The sequence below is a fragment of the Actinomadura sp. 9N215 genome (genome assembly GCF_044326345.1).
Classification (GTDB): domain Bacteria; phylum Actinomycetota; class Actinomycetes; order Streptosporangiales; family Streptosporangiaceae; genus Spirillospora.
Window position 1 is genome coordinate 255,010 of sequence record NZ_JBIRBA010000010.1, and the last position, 16,281, is coordinate 271,290.

Sequence of the window (16,281 nt, forward strand, 5' to 3'; positions counted from 1 at the left end):
CTCTGCCCCAAGGCAGGCGCGGCGGACGGGTGGGGGTTGGTTTGGTTAGGAGGGGGTGATCAGGGTGCGGTCGCCGTCCGGTTCGTAGGCGACTACCTGGACGATCGGGAGGTCGGCCGGTTCCGGGGGTGTGTCGCTCGCGCTTGGGCCCGGCACTACCAGCAAGGACGTTCCGCCCGGACGGTCTGGGGTCTGCTCGTGGGAGCCGAGGTCGCCGACCGTCTTCAGGCGCGCGACGCCCGGGGCCGCCGCCGCCAGCAGGTGCCAGCGCCGGGACGATCGCCACCACACGGCGGCGGCCATCGTCCCGGCGGACGAGGTGAAGTCGCTGTTCGTCCCGCCCCGTCCGGACAGCGCCCGTCCTGTGTCGGAGATCAGCATCGAGCCGCCAGGGGCGCCCCATGGCGAGGACGCGTCCACCGTGAGCAGGGTCGCGTGGCCGCCGCCGTCGGGCAGGTCGCCGGTCCACAGGCGGCCCAGCCGCAGGTCGCCCGACTCGCTCAGCGTCGCCGCGCCCGCGCAGGCCACGGCCTGCAACGCCGCCCAGCGGAACCGCTCGTCCCGCTCGGGCGGGTCGCGGAACCACACCCGCGGCGCCGCGGACCGCGGGTCCTGCGAGGCGAGCTGCGTGACCGTCCGCGGCCAGCCGCCGACGGCCGGCCGGGACGTCATCTGGAACACGACGTAGTTCTGGCATCGCCGCTCGAACCAGTTCCACGGCAGTGGATCGGTCAGCCCGTCCCGGATCGCCACCGGTGCCCAGCGCGGAGTCCGTCCGGACGGCACCGCCACGCGCACCTCGCTCAGCCATGGCGGGACGAGGTAGCGCCACGTCATGCCGAGCATGATGAGCTGCCCCGCGCCCGTCCCGAGCCTCCGCACCGACTCCACGCCGCGCGACAGGCGCCGTTCGAAGTACTGCGCCACGCCTGGCGAGTCCCGCAGGCCTGGGGAGTCGCGCAGAACGACGAGGGACGCGCCGTCGACCGTCCCGGCGTACAGGACGACCACGCGGCCCTGCGGCGGATGGTGGCGGTCGGCCCGCCAGGCGTCGGCGGCCCGCCGCAACAACCTGGTGTTGTGCCGCAGCCCGCCCTGCGCAGGCTGCTCGTGGATGGACGGTGTCCCGGTCGTCTGCCACGCGTTCGGGTCGATCGCGGCGGGCTCGCCGGACCCTTCGCCCCGCGGCATGAGGACGAACCCGGCGACCGCCAGCAGCACCGCCGCGATCACCACCGCCGCCGCGCCCCGCCGGCCGCGCGGCACGCCGGGCGGCGGACGGAGCCGGACGAGATCGGGCTCGAACGCCTCGATCTCGGCGCGCTGTGCGGCCTCGTCCAGCCCGGTCTTGTCGTCGACGGCGGCGGTGGCCCGGTCCACGTCGCGGAAGTCGGCCTGGAGGTGGACGCTCAGCTCCGCGGCGACCTCCGGCGCGGTGAGGCCGTCGCAACGCAGCAGGTAGGCGAGCCGCTCATGCGGCGACAGTTCGAGCAGAGCCGCCCGGACGGGCCCCGGCGCGGTCCGCGCGGGCTCGACGAAAAGGCGGTGCGGGCCCGGCCGTCCGGCGGGCGGGTCGGTGAGCAGGATCGCGACGAGCCGCGCCCGCATGGCCGGATAACCGCCGTCCCGACCCCGACCCCGACCCCGGGCCCGGACCGCGCGGGCGGCGGCTCGGCGGGCGCGCGTGAGCGGGGCGTCGCCGTCGTCCAGCACCAGGTACGCGAGCCGCAGAAGGCCGGCGTAGTGCTCGCGGTCCACCGTTCGCACCGGGCACCTCCCACCCGCATTGTGCGCACCGATCGGTAACAGCCCGGTTGAGCTCGGCGCGGTCGTACGTCGTGGGGCGTATCGGCCGAGCCTCCTTCGGGCTGACGTCCAAAGCAGACATCGCTGCAATGCTGCTCGGGGCGGAAAGAGCGATGGATTTGACGAACCGGGGGGCCGGTAATGGCGGGCGAGATGGTCTATGCGAGTGGCCGCTGCGAGGGTGTGGCCGGTGGCTGGGACGGCAACATCACACATGGGTTCGCCGCGGTCGATGTGCCCGCGGGTGGAATCTGGGAATCCGCCACTGCCGTTCCCGATACGCGATTGGCCGGGCAGGTCCTCCGTTATAGCGGCTATCGGACTTTCGCGCAGGGGCCCATACGGCTGCGGAGTATGCCCTCGTTGCGGATCGTGCTGTTCATCAGTCTCGATGCCCCGTCGCAGTTCATGGATCGCAGGGAACGGAGTTCGCTGACGGCGGCGGTGTTCGGGCTGCGCGCGGAAGCCGCGGCCCTCCACTGCCGGCGCGACGGCGGCCGGACCATGATGGTGGAATTGACCCCGCACGGGGCCTACACGCTGCTGGGAGTTTCGCTCCACGAACTGACCGGCGGCCTGACCGACCTGACCGACCTGCTCGGCGATGACGCCCGTCGGCTGGCCGAGCGACTGGCCGAGGCCACGGGCTGGGAGCGGCGGTTCGCGCTGCTGGAAGGCCTGCTCACGGTACAGGCGACGGTGGGACGCAGCCCGGCGCCCCAGGTGGCGTGGGCGTGGCGGCGGCTGCACCGGTCGGCGGGACGCGTCCGGATCGAGCAGCTGGCGGCGGAGATCGGCTGGAGCCGCCAGCATCTGGTGACCCGGTTCCGCGAGCAGATCGGCCTGGCGCCCAAAACGGCCGCGCGGGTGATCAGATTCCAGCGGGCCCTGCGGCTACTTCAACAGCCCGTCCAGCCGGCCCTGACGGATCTGGCACGAGAATGCGGCTACAGCGACCAGGCCCACTTCACTCGCGAGTTCCGCGCCCTGACCGACGCCACTCCCGCCGACCTGGCGACCGGCCGCAGCCGCATTAAAGACCCAATCGAGTGACCGGGCAGGCGCCAAGTCCCCCGGTTTGGCAGGACTCGGCAAGGTGGCCGTAAACGGCCACGGGTGACCGCGGTTGACATTCCTTCAAGACGACGTCGGCACGGCCGGGTGATCGTTGCCGCACGCCCAACATGAAGGGAGCTCGAACATGACAACGCGAAGACTGGCGGCGAGAACCGCGGTACCTGCCGCCCTCTTCCTCGCAGCGCTGGCACCCGTGGGAGCCGTCCCGTCAGCGCACGCGGATTCCGTGGGCAAGTCGGCCGCACCCGCAGCGGCCAAGGGCATCGGCGACTGCCCGTCGGCGCGTCTGTGCGTGTGGGCCGGGGAGAGTTTCACCGGGTTAATGACGTCATTCCGGGTGACCGGTCCTGGCCGCTGCCAATTCAGCTCGTTCCACACCTATCGCTCGGCTTACAACAACACGAGTACCGGTCAGCGGCTATGGCAGTACTTCCCCTGCACCGGCGCTAATCGATTTATCGCTCCCGACAGCGCCATCAGTCGCATCGACGCATTAAGCGCGGTCGGCGCCTGACGAACCCGTCCTGAATCGCGCCGCACGCGAACGTGGTGCTGACGCTGACGGAGCGGCGGCCCGTGACCTGCGGGCCGGGCCACCGCTCCGTCACCCACGACCCTCGGGAGAATCACTGATACTGAAACCCGTACATGAGGTGGGTCATCCCGACTCCCCCGGTGACGACGATGGACGGCGCGCCGACCCGCGCCCAGACCGTGGACAGTAGCTCGGCGCTGGCCGCCGAGACCTGGAATGGCGACGCCGAGAACGCATCTCATGCCCGGCGTCGAGTACCGCTGGCCGCCACCGCACCAGACGCAAGCCGGAGACGTACCGGAAACGGCCGACAGGACGGGTCAGTCCTCGATCCTGATTCCCAGGGCCGACGTCAGGGCGCCGAGAAGGCTCATGGCGTCGGCACCGGCGACCGTCGCGCCGTCGAAGCTCGTGATCCCCCGGACGCCATTGAAATCGCACCCGGCGAACCGCACATTCTTCATGGCGACATTGCTGAACTGGGTCGCGACGAGCTTGCAGCCCTCAAAGCGAACGTTGTGCAACTCGGCCTCCTGGAAGCTGGACTCGGAGAGGTTGCAGTCGCGGAAGACCACGTCCCGCATCCGGGCGAACCGGAAGCTCACCAGATCGGCGCGGCATCCGTCGAAGACCACGTCCCGGACGCCGCCCTCCGGAAGCTGAAGCCCGGTCATCCGGCAGTCGGCCACGGACGCGTTGAAGATCCGCGAATTGAACAGCCGAAGATTCGCCAGATCGCAGCCCTGGAGATCCACGTCGGACAGACCGGCCCGGTGAAGCGTGACGGCGGCGAAACGCGTGCGCTCGAACCGGCAGCGCTCGAACTCGACGTCCTCGACCTCGGACCCCGTGATCGTCGCCGTCCCGTAGGCCAGCGACACGTATCGCCCGTCATGGACGAGTTCATGATCGGTCGCCGGGGAGAGGCTCCGGGGAATCCGGGGAGCCTTCGGCTCCCTGGTCGGCACAACGCGGGCAGGCACGACGCGACCCTACAAGTCGCGGTCACCCCACGCGCCGGCCAGGACGCCCAAGCCGGTCAGAAACCTCATCGATCGGTCATCCGGCATCCGCCCCGACGCGAATCCCGGGTGGTCGCTCGCGGTCAGGTGACGCGGTGCGGTCGACACAACCACTGCTTCGCGAAGGGGAGGAATCCATGATGGACACGCACGCGTCTCCGGTCAGCGGATACGACCGCCGCCCGGTGCCAGCCCCACCGTCCGAGCCGGGTGACGCTCGGCGGACGGGCCGCCGGTGGGCGCTGGTCATGCTCACCGTCCTGGCCACCATGACGGCGGCGCTGGTGGGCACCGCGTCCAGCGCCTCGGCCACCCCGACGGACTGCACCACCGTCAACGGCGGCAACTTCGCGGAGAGCCGATGCACCGGCGGTACCGGAGAGCACCGCGTGGTCATGGTGCAGCAGCACTTCAACCCCGCCGTCGGCCTGATCGCCTGCGAGGGGCCGTGGGTGCCGGTGGGCTCCGTCTCCCGCACGCTCTGCGCCTCCCAGCAGGTCATCTCGGTCTCGGTGCAGACCCGGTGACGTCACCTGACCGATGACGAGAACAGCCCTTGGCCGTTCGCACTCCTCAAGGTCAGGGGCTGTTCTCATGCTCGGTCGGTCGTTCGGGGGATTCAGCAGGGCGTGCTATGGACGCCTCGCCGACGTACAGCACGGCGCGCTGCGTGTAGCCGCTGCCGCGGTTCATCTTCCGCGTGATCCCTCACTTCCTCCGCGGCCCCTGCCGCGAAGCGCCTTCGCTTGGCGCTGAAATTCTGGGCGGGCGGGGTTTCGCGGCGCAGGATCGGATTGTGGAAGCGCCATACGACGCGATTGCGGACTGGTACGAGAACGAGTTCTTGACGTCCAGCCGGGTCGGCGATCCGATCGGGATCGATCGCTGCCTGCGTGCGCTGCTGGGCGAGGGGTCGGGCACCTGCCTGGAGATCGGCTGCGGCACCGGCGTGCACGCCGAGCTTGTGCGCTCGCTGGGCTGGAGTCCGGTTGGGGTCGACCTGTCGGCGGGCATGCTCGGCTATGCCAAAGGGCGGCTGCCCATCGTGCAGGGCGCCGCCGAGCGCCTGCCGATCGCCTCCGGGACGGTGCCAGCGGTGATCTCGGTGATGGTCCACACCGACATGCCCGAATACCCGGCGGTGCTGCGCGAGGCGACGAGGGTGCTGCGGCCCGACGGCGTCTTTGTGCATGTCGGCGTCCATCCGTGCTTCTGCGGGGGCTTCGCCGACCGCACCGACCTGGCGGCGGTCGTGATCGAACCAGGCTATTTGGACGGCCACTGGACCAAGGCGTCATGGACCACCCAGGGCGTGCGCAACCGCGTCGGCTCCTCGCACTGGCCATTGCCGGACCTGCTCGGCGCCTTCCTGAACGCGGGGCTGACGCTGGAAGGCTTCGCCGAGGGTGGCGCGCCGGTACCGGCCGTGTTGGCGGTCAAGGCGCGCCGCTTCTGAATGCGGCGTCGGGTGCACGCCTCGGCGGACGGGCCCGCGCTCCTGGCGAATCTCGAAGTCGATCACCTGGTAAGGCCCATTGAATCGACGTTAATCGGCTGGGATACTGTCCGCGATTTTATTCGTGCTCCAGGCGCATTCTCCCTCGTCCACGACCATTCGACCGTTCCATAATTCGCGGAAGTTGGTCATGAGCAGGGCGGATATCCCAATGTTCGGGTCCGGTCGCGGACGCGAAGGCACACGCTGCGGTGCGGCATCGTCCGTGCGCGGAGGGTGGACGCCGGGCAAGGGAGAGGTGGCGAAGTCATGATCGGCTCGGATGACGGGGCAGCGGACGGCAAGCGGCTCACGGGCGCGTTCAGCAAGGTCGCGCGGGCCTCGGCGGTGCGTGTGGCCGTCGTGGGCTCGCTCGCGCTGCCGGTGGCCGCGTGCGGTTTGGAGTCGCCGCCCACCACAAGTGAGATTTTCGGAGAGTACGTGCGTTCGACCGAGGTCGTCGGCGACGAATTCCAGAGCGCCAACTCCCCGGATCGGATGGCCAATTTCGCCAGCCTGGGGTCACCGCAGGTCCTCATTGGAACGCTGATGGCGCCGCGGCCCTGTGGCAAGTCCAGTTGCGCCCTGCCGTGGCGGCAAGGCGGCGCCAAGGCATCACCGGGCCCTGGCCTGGACGCCGCCCAGGCTTTCGCCGGGACGAACGGAAAAGTCTACGAACGCAAGATTCTGGTGAAGCGCGACAACGGGAAACTGGAGCTGATCTCGCTGTATCTCGCGCTCAAGGCGGACGGCACCAATGCGATCGTCGACTCCAAGGGCGAGCCTCACACCGGTGGCCTGGACGGATTCCGCAAGAACAACGACGTGTTCGGCTCCGGCGATCACATGCTCGTGACCCGCGACATCACCGCCCTGTCGGGCAAGAGCGAGATCGTGGTCCTCTCCGCGCACACTTCCCCGAATCGGAGGCCGTGGCTCGTCGGCGGCGCCCTCGTCCTGCTGGCCGCCGTCGCGACCTGGGCGATCTTGGGCCGCGTCCTGAAGAGCCGCGCCTGAAGAGCCGCGCCTGAAGAGCCGTCCGGAGGCGGCGCGGCGCAAGGTGCCAAGTCGCAGGCCCGCCCCTTTGCGGGACGGGCCTGATGTGGGGTGGTCAGTGGCGAGAGCCGCCGCGGACCTTGGCCAGCAGGCGGCGTGCCTTGGCCTGGGTGCGCGGGTCGCGGGCGACCCGTTCCGCCTTGGCCCGCGCCTTCTGGCCCTGCGGGCTCCGGAGAAATTTCTTGATCCGGTCGATGATGGAAGCCAATGTTCTTCCTCCTCGGCCTAGCTTCGACAGTTCAACGTCTGCCCACTCTGGATAGTTCGGAACCCGTCCAGAGGTGCGAACATGATGCTCCCTCTCAGGCCCGCCGGGTAGTCCAGAGGGCCAGGAAGGTCAGAACGGTCAAAGCCGCGCCGAACCCCAGGACGGCCGTGGCGGACGCGCCGTTGATGACGAAGCCGCCGAACAGGGCCCCGAGCGCGATGGCGAGGTTGAACACGACGGTGTTGAGAGCCGTGGCCGCTTCCGCGTGCTCGGGCGCGGCCTTCAGAATCCACATCTGGACGGTGACGGGCACGCCCCCGAACGCCAGCCCCCACAGGACCAGGAGGACGACCGCGCTGACCGTGGTGGCGCCGAGCAGCGGGAACAGCGCCAGGACGGCGGTGAGCAGCACGCTGACGGCGGCGACCGTGACGCGGACGTCGCGTCCGGCGGCGGCTCCGGCAACGAACGTCCCGGCGATCCCGGCGGCGCCGAACACGAGCAGCAGCGGGCCGACGAGGTTCTCGTCGACGCCCGAGATGTCCTGGAGGATCGGGCTGACGAACGTGTAGGTCGCGACGTGCCCGCTGACCAGCAGAAACGTGGCGATGGCGGCACCGCGAACGAACGGGTTGCCGAACAGCGCCAGCAGCGCGCCGAGCCGGATGGAACCGGTCGCGGGAATGCCCGGCAGGAGGACGAACAGCGCGGCGACGGCCAGCAGCCCGAGGCCGGAGAGGGTGAGGAACGCGATCCGCCAGTCGGTGAGGCCGCCGATCAGCGTCCCGGCGGGGACGCCGAGCACGTTCGCGGCGGTCGCCCCGCCGAAGGCGATCGACGTGGCGCGCGGGACCTGGCCGGACGGGACGAGCCGCACCGCGATCCCCGCCGCCAGCGCCCAGAACCCGCCGATGCTGATCCCGACCAGGAAGCGGGAGGCCAGGAGCACCGGGAAGTTCGGCGCCAGGAAGGACAGGAGGTTCGCCAGCACCATCAGGCTGATCAGGCCGAGCAGGACGGTGCGGCGGTCGAGGCGTCCGATCGCGACCGGGACCAGCAGCGCGCCCGCGGACGCGACCAGCCCCGGCACCATGACCATCAGCCCGGCGGTCCCCTCGGACACCCCGAGGTCATCGCCGATGGACGTCAGCAGTCCGACGGGCAGTTGCTCGGCCGTCACGACGAGGAAGGTCCCAACCGCGACGGCCACCACGGCCAGCCACCGCTTGACGGACACGTGCTCGGCGGCGGCCACCGCTTCGGCTTCGGGTGGTTCGACGCGGTTCATCGAGGGTCATCTCCCAGCTCAAGGAACTTCTGCTCAACGTTAAGTAGATGAACGTTAAGATTTATTCCATAGAGAGAGTACCGGCATCAGCGAGACGCGCAACGGCAACGGCCCGGCTCCGGACGATCACCCAGAGCCGGGCCGCGAGGCCGCGAGGTCAGAACGCTTCGTCCAGCGAGACGCTCCCCTCCACGCCGATCTGGTACGCCGACACGCGCCGCTCGAAGAAGTTCGACAGCTCCTGGACGTCCTGCAACTCCATGAACGCGAACGGGTTCGGCGTCCCGTAGCGGGACGGGAGGCCGAGGCGGACGAGACGCTGGTCCGCGACGTACTCCAGGTAGGCGCGCATGTCGTCGGCGCTCATCCCGGGCAGGCCGTCCCCGCACAGGTCCCGCGCGAAGGCGAGCTCCGCCTCGACGGCCTCCTCCAGCATCCGCGTGACCTGCTCCGTCAGGTCGGCGTCGAACAGTTCCGGCTCCTCGGCCCGGACGGTGTCCACCACGGAGAACGCGAACTCCATGTGCATCGACTCGTCCCGGAACACCCAGTTGGTCCCGGAGGCCAGGCCGTTCAGCAGCCCGCGCGAACGCAGCCAGTACACGTAGGCGAAGGCGCCGTAGAAGAACAGCCCCTCGATGCACGCCGCGAAACAGATCAGGTTCAGCAGGAACGCGCGACGGTCTTCGGCGGTGCGGAGTTCGTCCAGGGAACTGAGCGAGTCGATCCAGCGGAAGCAGAACTCCGCCTTGGACCGGATGGACGGGATGTGCTCGATCGCCGCGAACGCCTTGGCGCGCTCGTCCTGATCGGGCAGGTAGGTGTCCAGGAGCGTCAGATAGAACTGGACGTGCACGGCCTCCTCATAAAGCTGCCGCGACAGGTACAGCCGCGCCTCCGGGGCGTTGACGTGCTTGTACAGGTTGAGCACCAGGTTGTTCGCCACGATCGAGTCGCCGGTGGCGAAGAACGCGACGAGCCGGTTGACCAGGTGCACTTCGGCGGGCGTCAGGCGCGCGAGGTCCACGAGATCGGACGCGAGATCGACCTCCTCGACCGTCCAGGTGTTGCGGATCGCGGCGCGGTAGCGCTCGTAGAAGTCGGGATAGCGCATGGGCCGCAGCGTCAGGTCCATGCCCGGGTCGAGCAGCAGGGCCCGCGCCCCTTCCACCGCCGCGCTCACTGGCACGCCTCGCAGGTCTCAGGATTCTCCAGCGAACACACAGCCGCCGCGACCGTGGCCTCCGCAACCGTCGTCCCCGCGACCGGGGCCTGTGCGGGCGTTGTGTCGGTGATCGTGGTTTGGGTGATTCGGGTGGCTGGGCGGGAGCGCAGGTAGTACGTGGTCTTGAGGCCGCTTCGCCACGCGTAGGCGTACATCGAGGAGAGCTTGCCGATGGTCGGCGTCTCCATGAACAGGTTCAGCGAGTGGGACTGGTCGATGTACGGGGTCCGGGCGGCGGCGAGGTCGATCAGCGCCTTCTGCGGCAGTTCCCAGGCCGTCCGGTAGAGGGCCAGCAGCTCGTCCGGCAGGTCGGCGAGGCCCTGGACGGACCCGTTCGCCTTCTTGATCGCCTCCCGGACGGCCGGAGTCCACCGCCCGAGCGCCTTCAGGTCGTCCACCAGGTAGCCGTTGATCTGCAGGAACTCGCCGGACAGCGTCTCCCGCTTGAACAGGTTGGACACCTGCGGCTCGATGCACTCGTAGCACCCCGCGATGGACGCGATCGTCGCGGTCGGCGCGATCGCGATCAGCAGCGAGTTGCGGAGCCCGACCTCGGCGACGCGCGCCCGGACCCGCTCCCATTCGACGCGGCGGGTCGGCGCGGCGTCCGGGAAATGGTCGAGGTGGAGCTGGCCGCGGGCGGTGCGCGTCCGGTCGTAGGCGGGCAGCGGGCCGTGGACGGCGGCCAGATCGGCTGACGCCTCGTAGGCCGCCAGCGCGATCTCCTCCGAGATGCGCGTCGACAGTGCCCGCGCCTCGGCGGAGTCGAACGGCAGGCGGAGCGTGAAGAAGACGTCCGCGAGGCCCATCACGCCCAGGCCGACCGGCCGCCATTTGCTGTTCGCCGCCTCCGCCTCGGGCGTCGGGTAGAAACCGCGGTCGATCGTCCGGTCAAGGAAACGGACGGCCGTGCGGACGGTGGCGCGCAGCCGCTCCCAGTCCATCCCGGACGGCTCGACGTGCGCGGCGAGGTTCACCGATCCGAGGTTGCACACGGCCGCTTCGCCGTCGCTCGTCACCTCCAGAATCTCCGTGCACAGGTTCGACAGGTGGACGGTCTGACCTGGGTCAGCGGTCTGGTTGCAGGCGCGGTTGGCGGCGTCCTTGAACGTCATCCAGCCGTTGCCCGTCTCGGCGAGCGTCCGCATCATCCGCCCGTACAGCTTGCGGGCCGGGACCTGCCGGACGAACCGTCCCGCCCGCTCCGCCGCCCGGTACGCCTCGTCGAACGCGTCGCCCCACAGGTCGGCCAGTTCGGGGACCTCCTTCGGGTCGAACAGCGACCACGTCTTGTCCTGTTCGACGCGGCGCATGAACTCGTCCGGGATCCAGTTGGCCAGGTTCAGGTTGTGGGTGCGGCGCGCGTCCTCGCCCGTGTTGTCGCGCAGCTCCAGGAACTCTTCGACGTCCGCGTGCCACGGCTCCAGGTACACGCAGGCCGCGCCCTTCCGGCGTCCGCCCTGGTTGACGGCCGCGACGGACGAGTCGAGCGTGCGCAGCCAAGGCACGATCCCGTTGGAGTGCCCGTTGGTGCCGCGGATCAGCGAGCCCCGCGACCGCACCTTCGTCCACGAGATCCCGATGCCGCCCGCGTACTTGCTGAGCCGCGCCACCTGCCCGTACCGCTCGTAGATCGACTCCAGTTCGTCGCGCGGCGAGTCGAGCAGGAAGCAGGACGAGAGCTGCGGGCGGCGGGCCGCGGAATTGAACAACGTCGGTGAGCTGGGCAGATACGACAGCGTGCTGAGCAGCCCGTACAGCTCGGCGGCCTCGTCCACGCCGTCGGACAGCCCGCACGCGACGCGCAGGAGGAAATGCTGCGGACGTTCGAGGACGAGCCGTGACCGCGGATGCCTGAGCAGATAGCGGTCATAGAGCGTCCGGAGCCCGAAGTACTCGAAACGGTCGTCCGCAGACTCGTCGACGAGAGCGTTGAGCGCGGACGCGTGCTCGGCGACGAATGCGGCCGGAGCGTCCGCCAGAAGGCCCTCCCGATGCGCGGCGGCGACCGAGTCGGCGAACGTCCGGACCCCCGCCGACGCCGCCTCCTCCCGGATCCGCACACCGAGCAGCCGCGCCGCGACCTTGGAATATCCGGGTTCGGCGGGCACCAGCGCGCTCGCCTCGCCGATCGCCAGGTCGCGCAGCGCCGCCGCTGTCAGCCCGCCCACGCCGCCACCGGAACCCGTGCGGACGGCGGCCAGCACCCGTCCCGCCTCAACGTCCGGCACCCCGCAACAAGCCGCCTCAACCTCCGCAACGACCCCAGCGATCTCCGCGGACGCCGTTTCGGACGGTTCCGCCCGTACGGCCAGGTCCTGTGTCACGTGCTCTCTCCCCTCGCAGCCGCCCCGCGGACGGCATGCGAACGGGACGCCGGCGGCCCGACCACGGGCACGCGGCGCTCCGCCCCCGACCCACCCGCGAGGCCTGGACGTGTGGGCCTGGGGGACGACCCCCAGACCCCCGAAGAAGTCGGTCAGGCGATGCTCGCTCCGCGAGAGCTCCGCTGCGCGTCGCCTGATCTCCTCATGCGGGCAGGTCTTCGGACTCGCGGGCTCCGCTTCCTGGAAGAAGCGTCCTACTGGCCGTCGCTTCCCGGGCCGGTGGATTCCGGCCCAGTGCGTGATGACGGCGGTCGTTCCCGCTCACCGCTGCGGGGCAGTCCCGGATTCACACCGGGTTCCCTCTTACGACGCCCCCGCCGACCAGCGGCGGGGGCGAACCAGCACGGGATTGAACCCTACATGTAGTTGACGATCTTTGCATCACCCCAAGATGTTGGGCGTGTCGGCAAGATTCCGGGGGCGACTATCCGGACGGCGCGGGTGGTGGGACGATGGTGGCGCCATGTCCCCGCGTCCCCCGCAACCGGGCTTCCGAACCGCGCGCGCGGTGGTGTTCGCCACCGTGTGCGTCACGCTGGCGACCGCCGGGCACGTCCTCGCCTCGGGGACGGTCGTCCCCCTGTGGGCGGTCCTGACGGGGTTCTGCGCCGTGCTGGGCGTGACGCTCATGCTCGCGGGACACGAACGCTCGCTGGCGACGATCCTCGGCGGCCTCCTCGGCGGCCAGTTCGCGCTGCACGCGCTGTTCACCGGCGCCACCGAGCCGATCCTGCAGCCCGCGGCGGCCTCGCACGAGCTGGCCACCGCGCACCAGGCGGGAATGCACCAGACCACCGCGATGGCGGGCTCGGACATCCTGATGCCCGTCGCGCACGCCACGGGCGGCACGACGATGACGCTGGCGCACACCGTCGCCGCGCTCATCGCGGCCTGGTGGCTGCGGCGCGGGGAGCGGGCCGCGTGGTCGCTGGCCCGGCGGATCGCCGGCGCGGCGGACCGGCCGATCCGGCTGCTGCTCGCGCTCCTCGCCGTCGAACCCGCCGCGGCTCCGCCGCGCACCCCCGCGGCACCGGCGACGGCCGCCGTCATGGCCGTCGGCCGGACGCTGCGGCACCAGGTCGTCCGGCGGGGTCCCCCGTCACGTTCGAGGGCGCTCGCGCACCCGCTCCCGCACTGCTGAGCGAGCGCCGTACGTCACCGGACGCCTAATTTCGGCGCATCCGGAATTCCTCATACACTCGAACGGAATTTCGCCATGCCTTCTCTTTCCCATGCAACCCGCAGACTGGGCGCCGTCGCGGCCTTGACCGGGGCGTCCGTCCTCGGGCTGGCCACGGCCGCGTCCGCGCACGTCACCGTCAACCCGAAGACCGCCGAGCAGGGCTCGTACACCAAGGTGGCGTTCCGGGTGCCGAACGAGCGCGACAACGCGTCCACGACCAAGCTCGTGGTGCACCTTCCGGCCGATCACCCGCTGTCGTCGGTTTCGGTCCGTCCCGTCCCCGGGTGGACGGTGAAGGCCGAGAAGTCCAAGCTCGCCACCCCGATCAAGACCCACGGCGGCGAGGTGACCGAGGCCGTCACCCGGATCACCTGGTCCGGCGGCAAGATCGACCCCGGGAACTTCCAGGAGTTCGACGTCTCCATGGGGACGCTGCCGACGAACACGAACCAGATGATGTTCAAGGCCGACCAGACGTACTCGAACGGCGAGGTCGTCAAGTGGGACCAGCAGCCCGCCGAGGGCGCGGCCGAACCCGAGCATCCGGCGCCGGTCCTCAAACTCGTCCCGAAGGGCGGCGGCGACACGGCCACGACGGCCGGGCTGACCGCGAACGTGAAGCCCAAGGCCACGGCGTCTTCCGATGACGGCACCGCACGGCTGCTCGGCGGCATCGGCATCGCCGTCGGCGTCCTCGGCCTCGCGGTCGGCGGCTACGGCCTGACCCGCAACGCCCGGAGCCGGTCATGACCCACACACCCGCACGCACCACCACCGAACGCGCCAATGCTGGACGCACCACCGCTGGACGTGCCGCCGCTGGGCGGGTGGTCGCGCGGCGTGTGGGCGCGGGGGTCTTGGCCGTCGGGACGGTGCTGGCGGTGTCCGCTCCTCCGGCGTCCGCGCACACCGCGCTGACAGGGGCTGACCCGAAGAAGGACTCGTCGATCGCGTCGCCGTCGCAGATCGTCCTGACCTACTCGGAGACGATAAGGCTGCCGCGCGTGCTCCTGACGGACGCGTCCGGTAAGCAGCACCAGGCGGGGACGGCCCGGGCGGTCGACAACAAGGTCACCCAGCCGGTCAGCGGCGCGTTGCCGAACGGCAAGTACACGGTGGGCTGGCGCGTCGTGTCGGCGGACGGACATCCGGTGTCGGGCAGCTACAAGTTCACGGTTGAGGGCTCGTCCGGCACTGCGGGTTCGCCCGGTCCGGCAGGTTCACCTAGCCCGGAGGGGTCGCAGCCTGCCGCCCCTGCGGCTTCGCCGTCGAACGTCGCGTCCTCCGAGGATTCGGACGGCGGCTCGTCGGGCTGGCTGTGGATCGGGCTGATCGCGCTGGTCGTGGCCGGGGCGGCCGGTGCCGTCGCCTGGTTCCGCCGCTCGTCCGCACCCGGGAGCTGAACGCCGGGTTACCGCGGGCAAGTGGCCGATCGTTGCGCTTCCGGTCGGGTGATTACAGGATTACAGTGATTACCCGACCGGTTGCCTTCTGGGGGGCTCAATGATCGTCGAGTACATCCGCTACCGCATCGACCCGTCCGAGACGGACGAGTTCGAGGCGGCCTACGCGCGCGCGTCCGCGTCCCTGGCCGCGGCGCCGCAATGCGTGGAATACGAACTGTCCCGGTGCGTCGAGGAGCCCGCGTCCTACATCCTGCGCATCGTCTGGACGTCCGCGAACGACCACATCCAGGAATTCCGCGGCGGTGAGCACTTCCCGGCCTTCTTCGCCGAGATCAAACCGTACGTCCAGCAGATCGAGGAGATGCGGCACTACGAGCGGACCGCCGTGCGCGGCGCGGGCGGGTCCGTCCCGACGATGTACGACTGGGCGGGCGGCGGCGAGGCGCTGGAGCGGCTCACCGAGGTGTTCTACACGAACGTCATGAAGGACGACCTCCTCCGCCCCCTGTTCGAGCACATGGCCCCGGACCACCCGAAATGGGTCGCGATCTGGTTGGGCGAGGTCTTCCGCGGCCCGGACCGGTACAGCCGGGAGCGCGGCGGCTACCACCACATGGTCCGGCAGCATCTCGGCAAGGCGATCACCGAGGCGCAGCGGCGCCGCTGGGTGTCCCTCCTCATGGACGCCGCCGACGAGGTCGGCCTCCCGGACGATCCCGAGTTCCGCGCCGCGTTCACGGCCTACATCGAGTGGGGCACGCGCATCGCCCTCGCCAATTCGCAGCCGGACGCGAAGCCGCCGCTGGAGGCCCCGATGCCGCACTGGGGCTGGGGCGTGGCCCCGCCCTACATCCCGTAGGCTGCGATTTCAGCGGAGATGCCGCTTCTGCGACGACGGAGGTTGATGAATATGGCCTGCGCCATGCCTCGTCATCACCATGTCCTCGTCCGGGCCGCGCGGAGCTGAGCGCGGCCCGGTCGTCCAGTACGACCAGGAGCGTTCATGTCAGTGTCAGATTTGACCACCGGCCGTCTCGTCCTCCGGCCGTGGACCGTGGCCGAGGTGACCGCCGTCCTCGGCGGCGAGCGGCGGACCCACTGGGCGGACGACTTCCCCTCCGAAGGCGACCGCGTCATCGCGGGCTTCATCGCGGAGAGCGACGGCACCGCGCTGGGCGAGTTCGGCCAGCGCCAGCTCGTCGAGAAGGCGACCGGCCTGGTCGTCGGCGCCATCGGCCTGTTCTGGCCGCCCGCCGGGGGCGTCGTCGAGTTCGGGTACGGCGTCGTCGCGTCCCGGCGAGGGCGCGGCTACGCCACCGAGGCCACGCGCGCCCTCGTGGCGTTCGCGCTGACCGCGCCGGGCGTCGAGTCGGTGGTCGCGAAGGTGGAGCTGTCGAACCCCGCGTCCGTCCGCGTCTTGGAGAACGCCGGGCTGAGCCACCTCGACGGCGACGCGCGCACAGCGACGTTCGGCACAGCCGTCCGCGCGTAGCCGTCCGCGCGTAGCCGCAGCGCTCGTTCACCGTCCGCGACGTGCCGTCCTTCTGCCATGGAAGGGCGGCACGTCCGCGTTCGGCGGCGCGGGACGGGTTG

16 protein-coding genes and 1 riboswitch are annotated in these 16,281 nt (G+C 70.3%); of the genes, 10 read left to right on the forward strand and 6 right to left on the reverse strand.

Translation table 11 applies throughout. The features are described from left to right. Positions 1-45: 45 nt before the first annotated feature. The gene (locus ACH34T_RS19255; RefSeq protein WP_395993536.1) at positions 46-1,767 is read right to left on the reverse strand and encodes a hypothetical protein; all 1,722 of its coding nucleotides are present in this window, start codon (positions 1,765-1,767) and stop codon (positions 46-48) included. A 180-nt stretch (positions 1,768-1,947) separates the two neighbouring features. On the opposite strand from ACH34T_RS19255, the gene ACH34T_RS19260 reads away from it, so the two are divergent. Next, positions 1,948-2,859, forward strand: coding sequence for a helix-turn-helix transcriptional regulator (locus ACH34T_RS19260; RefSeq protein WP_395993537.1), 912 nt, complete (start codon positions 1,948-1,950; stop codon positions 2,857-2,859). A gap of 148 nt (positions 2,860-3,007) precedes the next feature. Beyond that, positions 3,008-3,397 carry a peptidase inhibitor family I36 protein gene (locus ACH34T_RS19265; RefSeq protein WP_395993538.1) on the forward strand — a complete coding sequence of 130 codons (390 nt, stop codon included), beginning with the start codon at positions 3,008-3,010 and terminating at the stop codon, positions 3,395-3,397. Between the two features lie 341 nt (positions 3,398-3,738). On the opposite strand, the gene ACH34T_RS19270 is transcribed toward ACH34T_RS19265, so the two are convergent. Beyond that, a complete protein-coding gene (locus ACH34T_RS19270; RefSeq protein WP_395993539.1) occupies positions 3,739-4,401 on the reverse strand; it encodes a pentapeptide repeat-containing protein in 663 nt (220 codons plus the stop codon). Positions 4,402-4,577: 176 nt separating this feature from the next. On the opposite strand from ACH34T_RS19270, the gene ACH34T_RS19275 reads away from it, so the two are divergent. The 3 genes from ACH34T_RS19275 to ACH34T_RS19285 all read left to right on the forward strand — a co-directional run bounded on the left by ACH34T_RS19275 (position 4,578) and on the right by ACH34T_RS19285 (position 6,952). Further along, positions 4,578-4,967: a hypothetical protein gene (locus tag ACH34T_RS19275; protein ID WP_395993540.1), complete on the forward strand. Its 390-nt coding sequence runs from the start codon at positions 4,578-4,580 to the stop codon at positions 4,965-4,967. A 173-nt stretch (positions 4,968-5,140) separates the two neighbouring features. Next, entirely contained in the window at positions 5,141-5,896 is a 756-nt protein-coding gene (locus ACH34T_RS19280) for a class I SAM-dependent methyltransferase (RefSeq protein WP_395993541.1), read from the forward strand. Positions 5,897-6,205: 309 nt separating this feature from the next. Further along, positions 6,206-6,952 carry a hypothetical protein gene (locus ACH34T_RS19285; protein WP_395993542.1) on the forward strand — a complete coding sequence of 249 codons (747 nt, stop codon included), beginning with the start codon at positions 6,206-6,208 and terminating at the stop codon, positions 6,950-6,952. 94 nt (positions 6,953-7,046) lie between these two features. On the opposite strand, the gene ACH34T_RS19290 is transcribed toward ACH34T_RS19285, so the two are convergent. The 4 genes from ACH34T_RS19290 to ACH34T_RS19305 form a co-directional block, all read right to left on the reverse strand. After that, positions 7,047-7,199 carry a hypothetical protein gene (locus ACH34T_RS19290; protein ID WP_395993543.1) on the reverse strand — a complete coding sequence of 51 codons (153 nt, stop codon included), beginning with the start codon at positions 7,197-7,199 and terminating at the stop codon, positions 7,047-7,049. Between the two features lie 94 nt (positions 7,200-7,293). After that, positions 7,294-8,487, reverse strand: a complete 1,194-nt coding sequence (locus ACH34T_RS19295; RefSeq protein ID WP_395993544.1) for an MFS transporter — start codon at positions 8,485-8,487, stop codon at positions 7,294-7,296. Positions 8,488-8,644: 157 nt separating this feature from the next. After that, a complete protein-coding gene (locus ACH34T_RS19300; protein WP_395993545.1) occupies positions 8,645-9,670 on the reverse strand; it encodes a ribonucleotide-diphosphate reductase subunit beta in 1,026 nt (341 codons plus the stop codon). After that, a complete protein-coding gene (locus ACH34T_RS19305) occupies positions 9,667-11,943 on the reverse strand; it encodes a ribonucleoside-diphosphate reductase subunit alpha (RefSeq protein ID WP_395993546.1) in 2,277 nt (758 codons plus the stop codon). Before ACH34T_RS19305 ends, ACH34T_RS19300 begins: the two co-directional genes overlap by 4 nt. A 287-nt stretch (positions 11,944-12,230) precedes the next feature. Next, positions 12,231-12,457: riboswitch (cobalamin riboswitch) on the reverse strand. 105 nt (positions 12,458-12,562) lie between these two features. Here ACH34T_RS19305 and ACH34T_RS19310 point away from each other — a divergent pair. The 5 genes from ACH34T_RS19310 to ACH34T_RS19330 all read left to right on the forward strand — a co-directional run bounded on the left by ACH34T_RS19310 (position 12,563) and on the right by ACH34T_RS19330 (position 16,180). Beyond that, a complete protein-coding gene (locus ACH34T_RS19310) occupies positions 12,563-13,240 on the forward strand; it encodes a hypothetical protein (protein ID WP_395993547.1) in 678 nt (225 codons plus the stop codon). A 75-nt stretch (positions 13,241-13,315) separates the two neighbouring features. Continuing rightward, entirely contained in the window at positions 13,316-14,032 is a 717-nt protein-coding gene (locus tag ACH34T_RS19315; RefSeq protein WP_395993548.1) for a YcnI family protein, read from the forward strand. Next, positions 14,029-14,685, forward strand: coding sequence for a copper resistance protein CopC (locus ACH34T_RS19320; protein WP_395993549.1), 657 nt, complete (start codon positions 14,029-14,031; stop codon positions 14,683-14,685). Before ACH34T_RS19315 ends, ACH34T_RS19320 begins: the two co-directional genes overlap by 4 nt. Before the next feature lie 100 nt (positions 14,686-14,785). Then, on the forward strand, positions 14,786-15,547 hold the full coding sequence (locus ACH34T_RS19325) for a group II truncated hemoglobin (protein WP_395993550.1): 762 nt from the start codon (positions 14,786-14,788) through the stop codon (positions 15,545-15,547). A gap of 144 nt (positions 15,548-15,691) precedes the next feature. Then, complete coding sequence (locus tag ACH34T_RS19330) at positions 15,692-16,180, forward strand: GNAT family N-acetyltransferase (RefSeq protein ID WP_395993551.1); 489 nt, start codon at positions 15,692-15,694, stop codon at positions 16,178-16,180. The last annotated feature ends 101 nt before the right edge of the window (positions 16,181-16,281 follow it).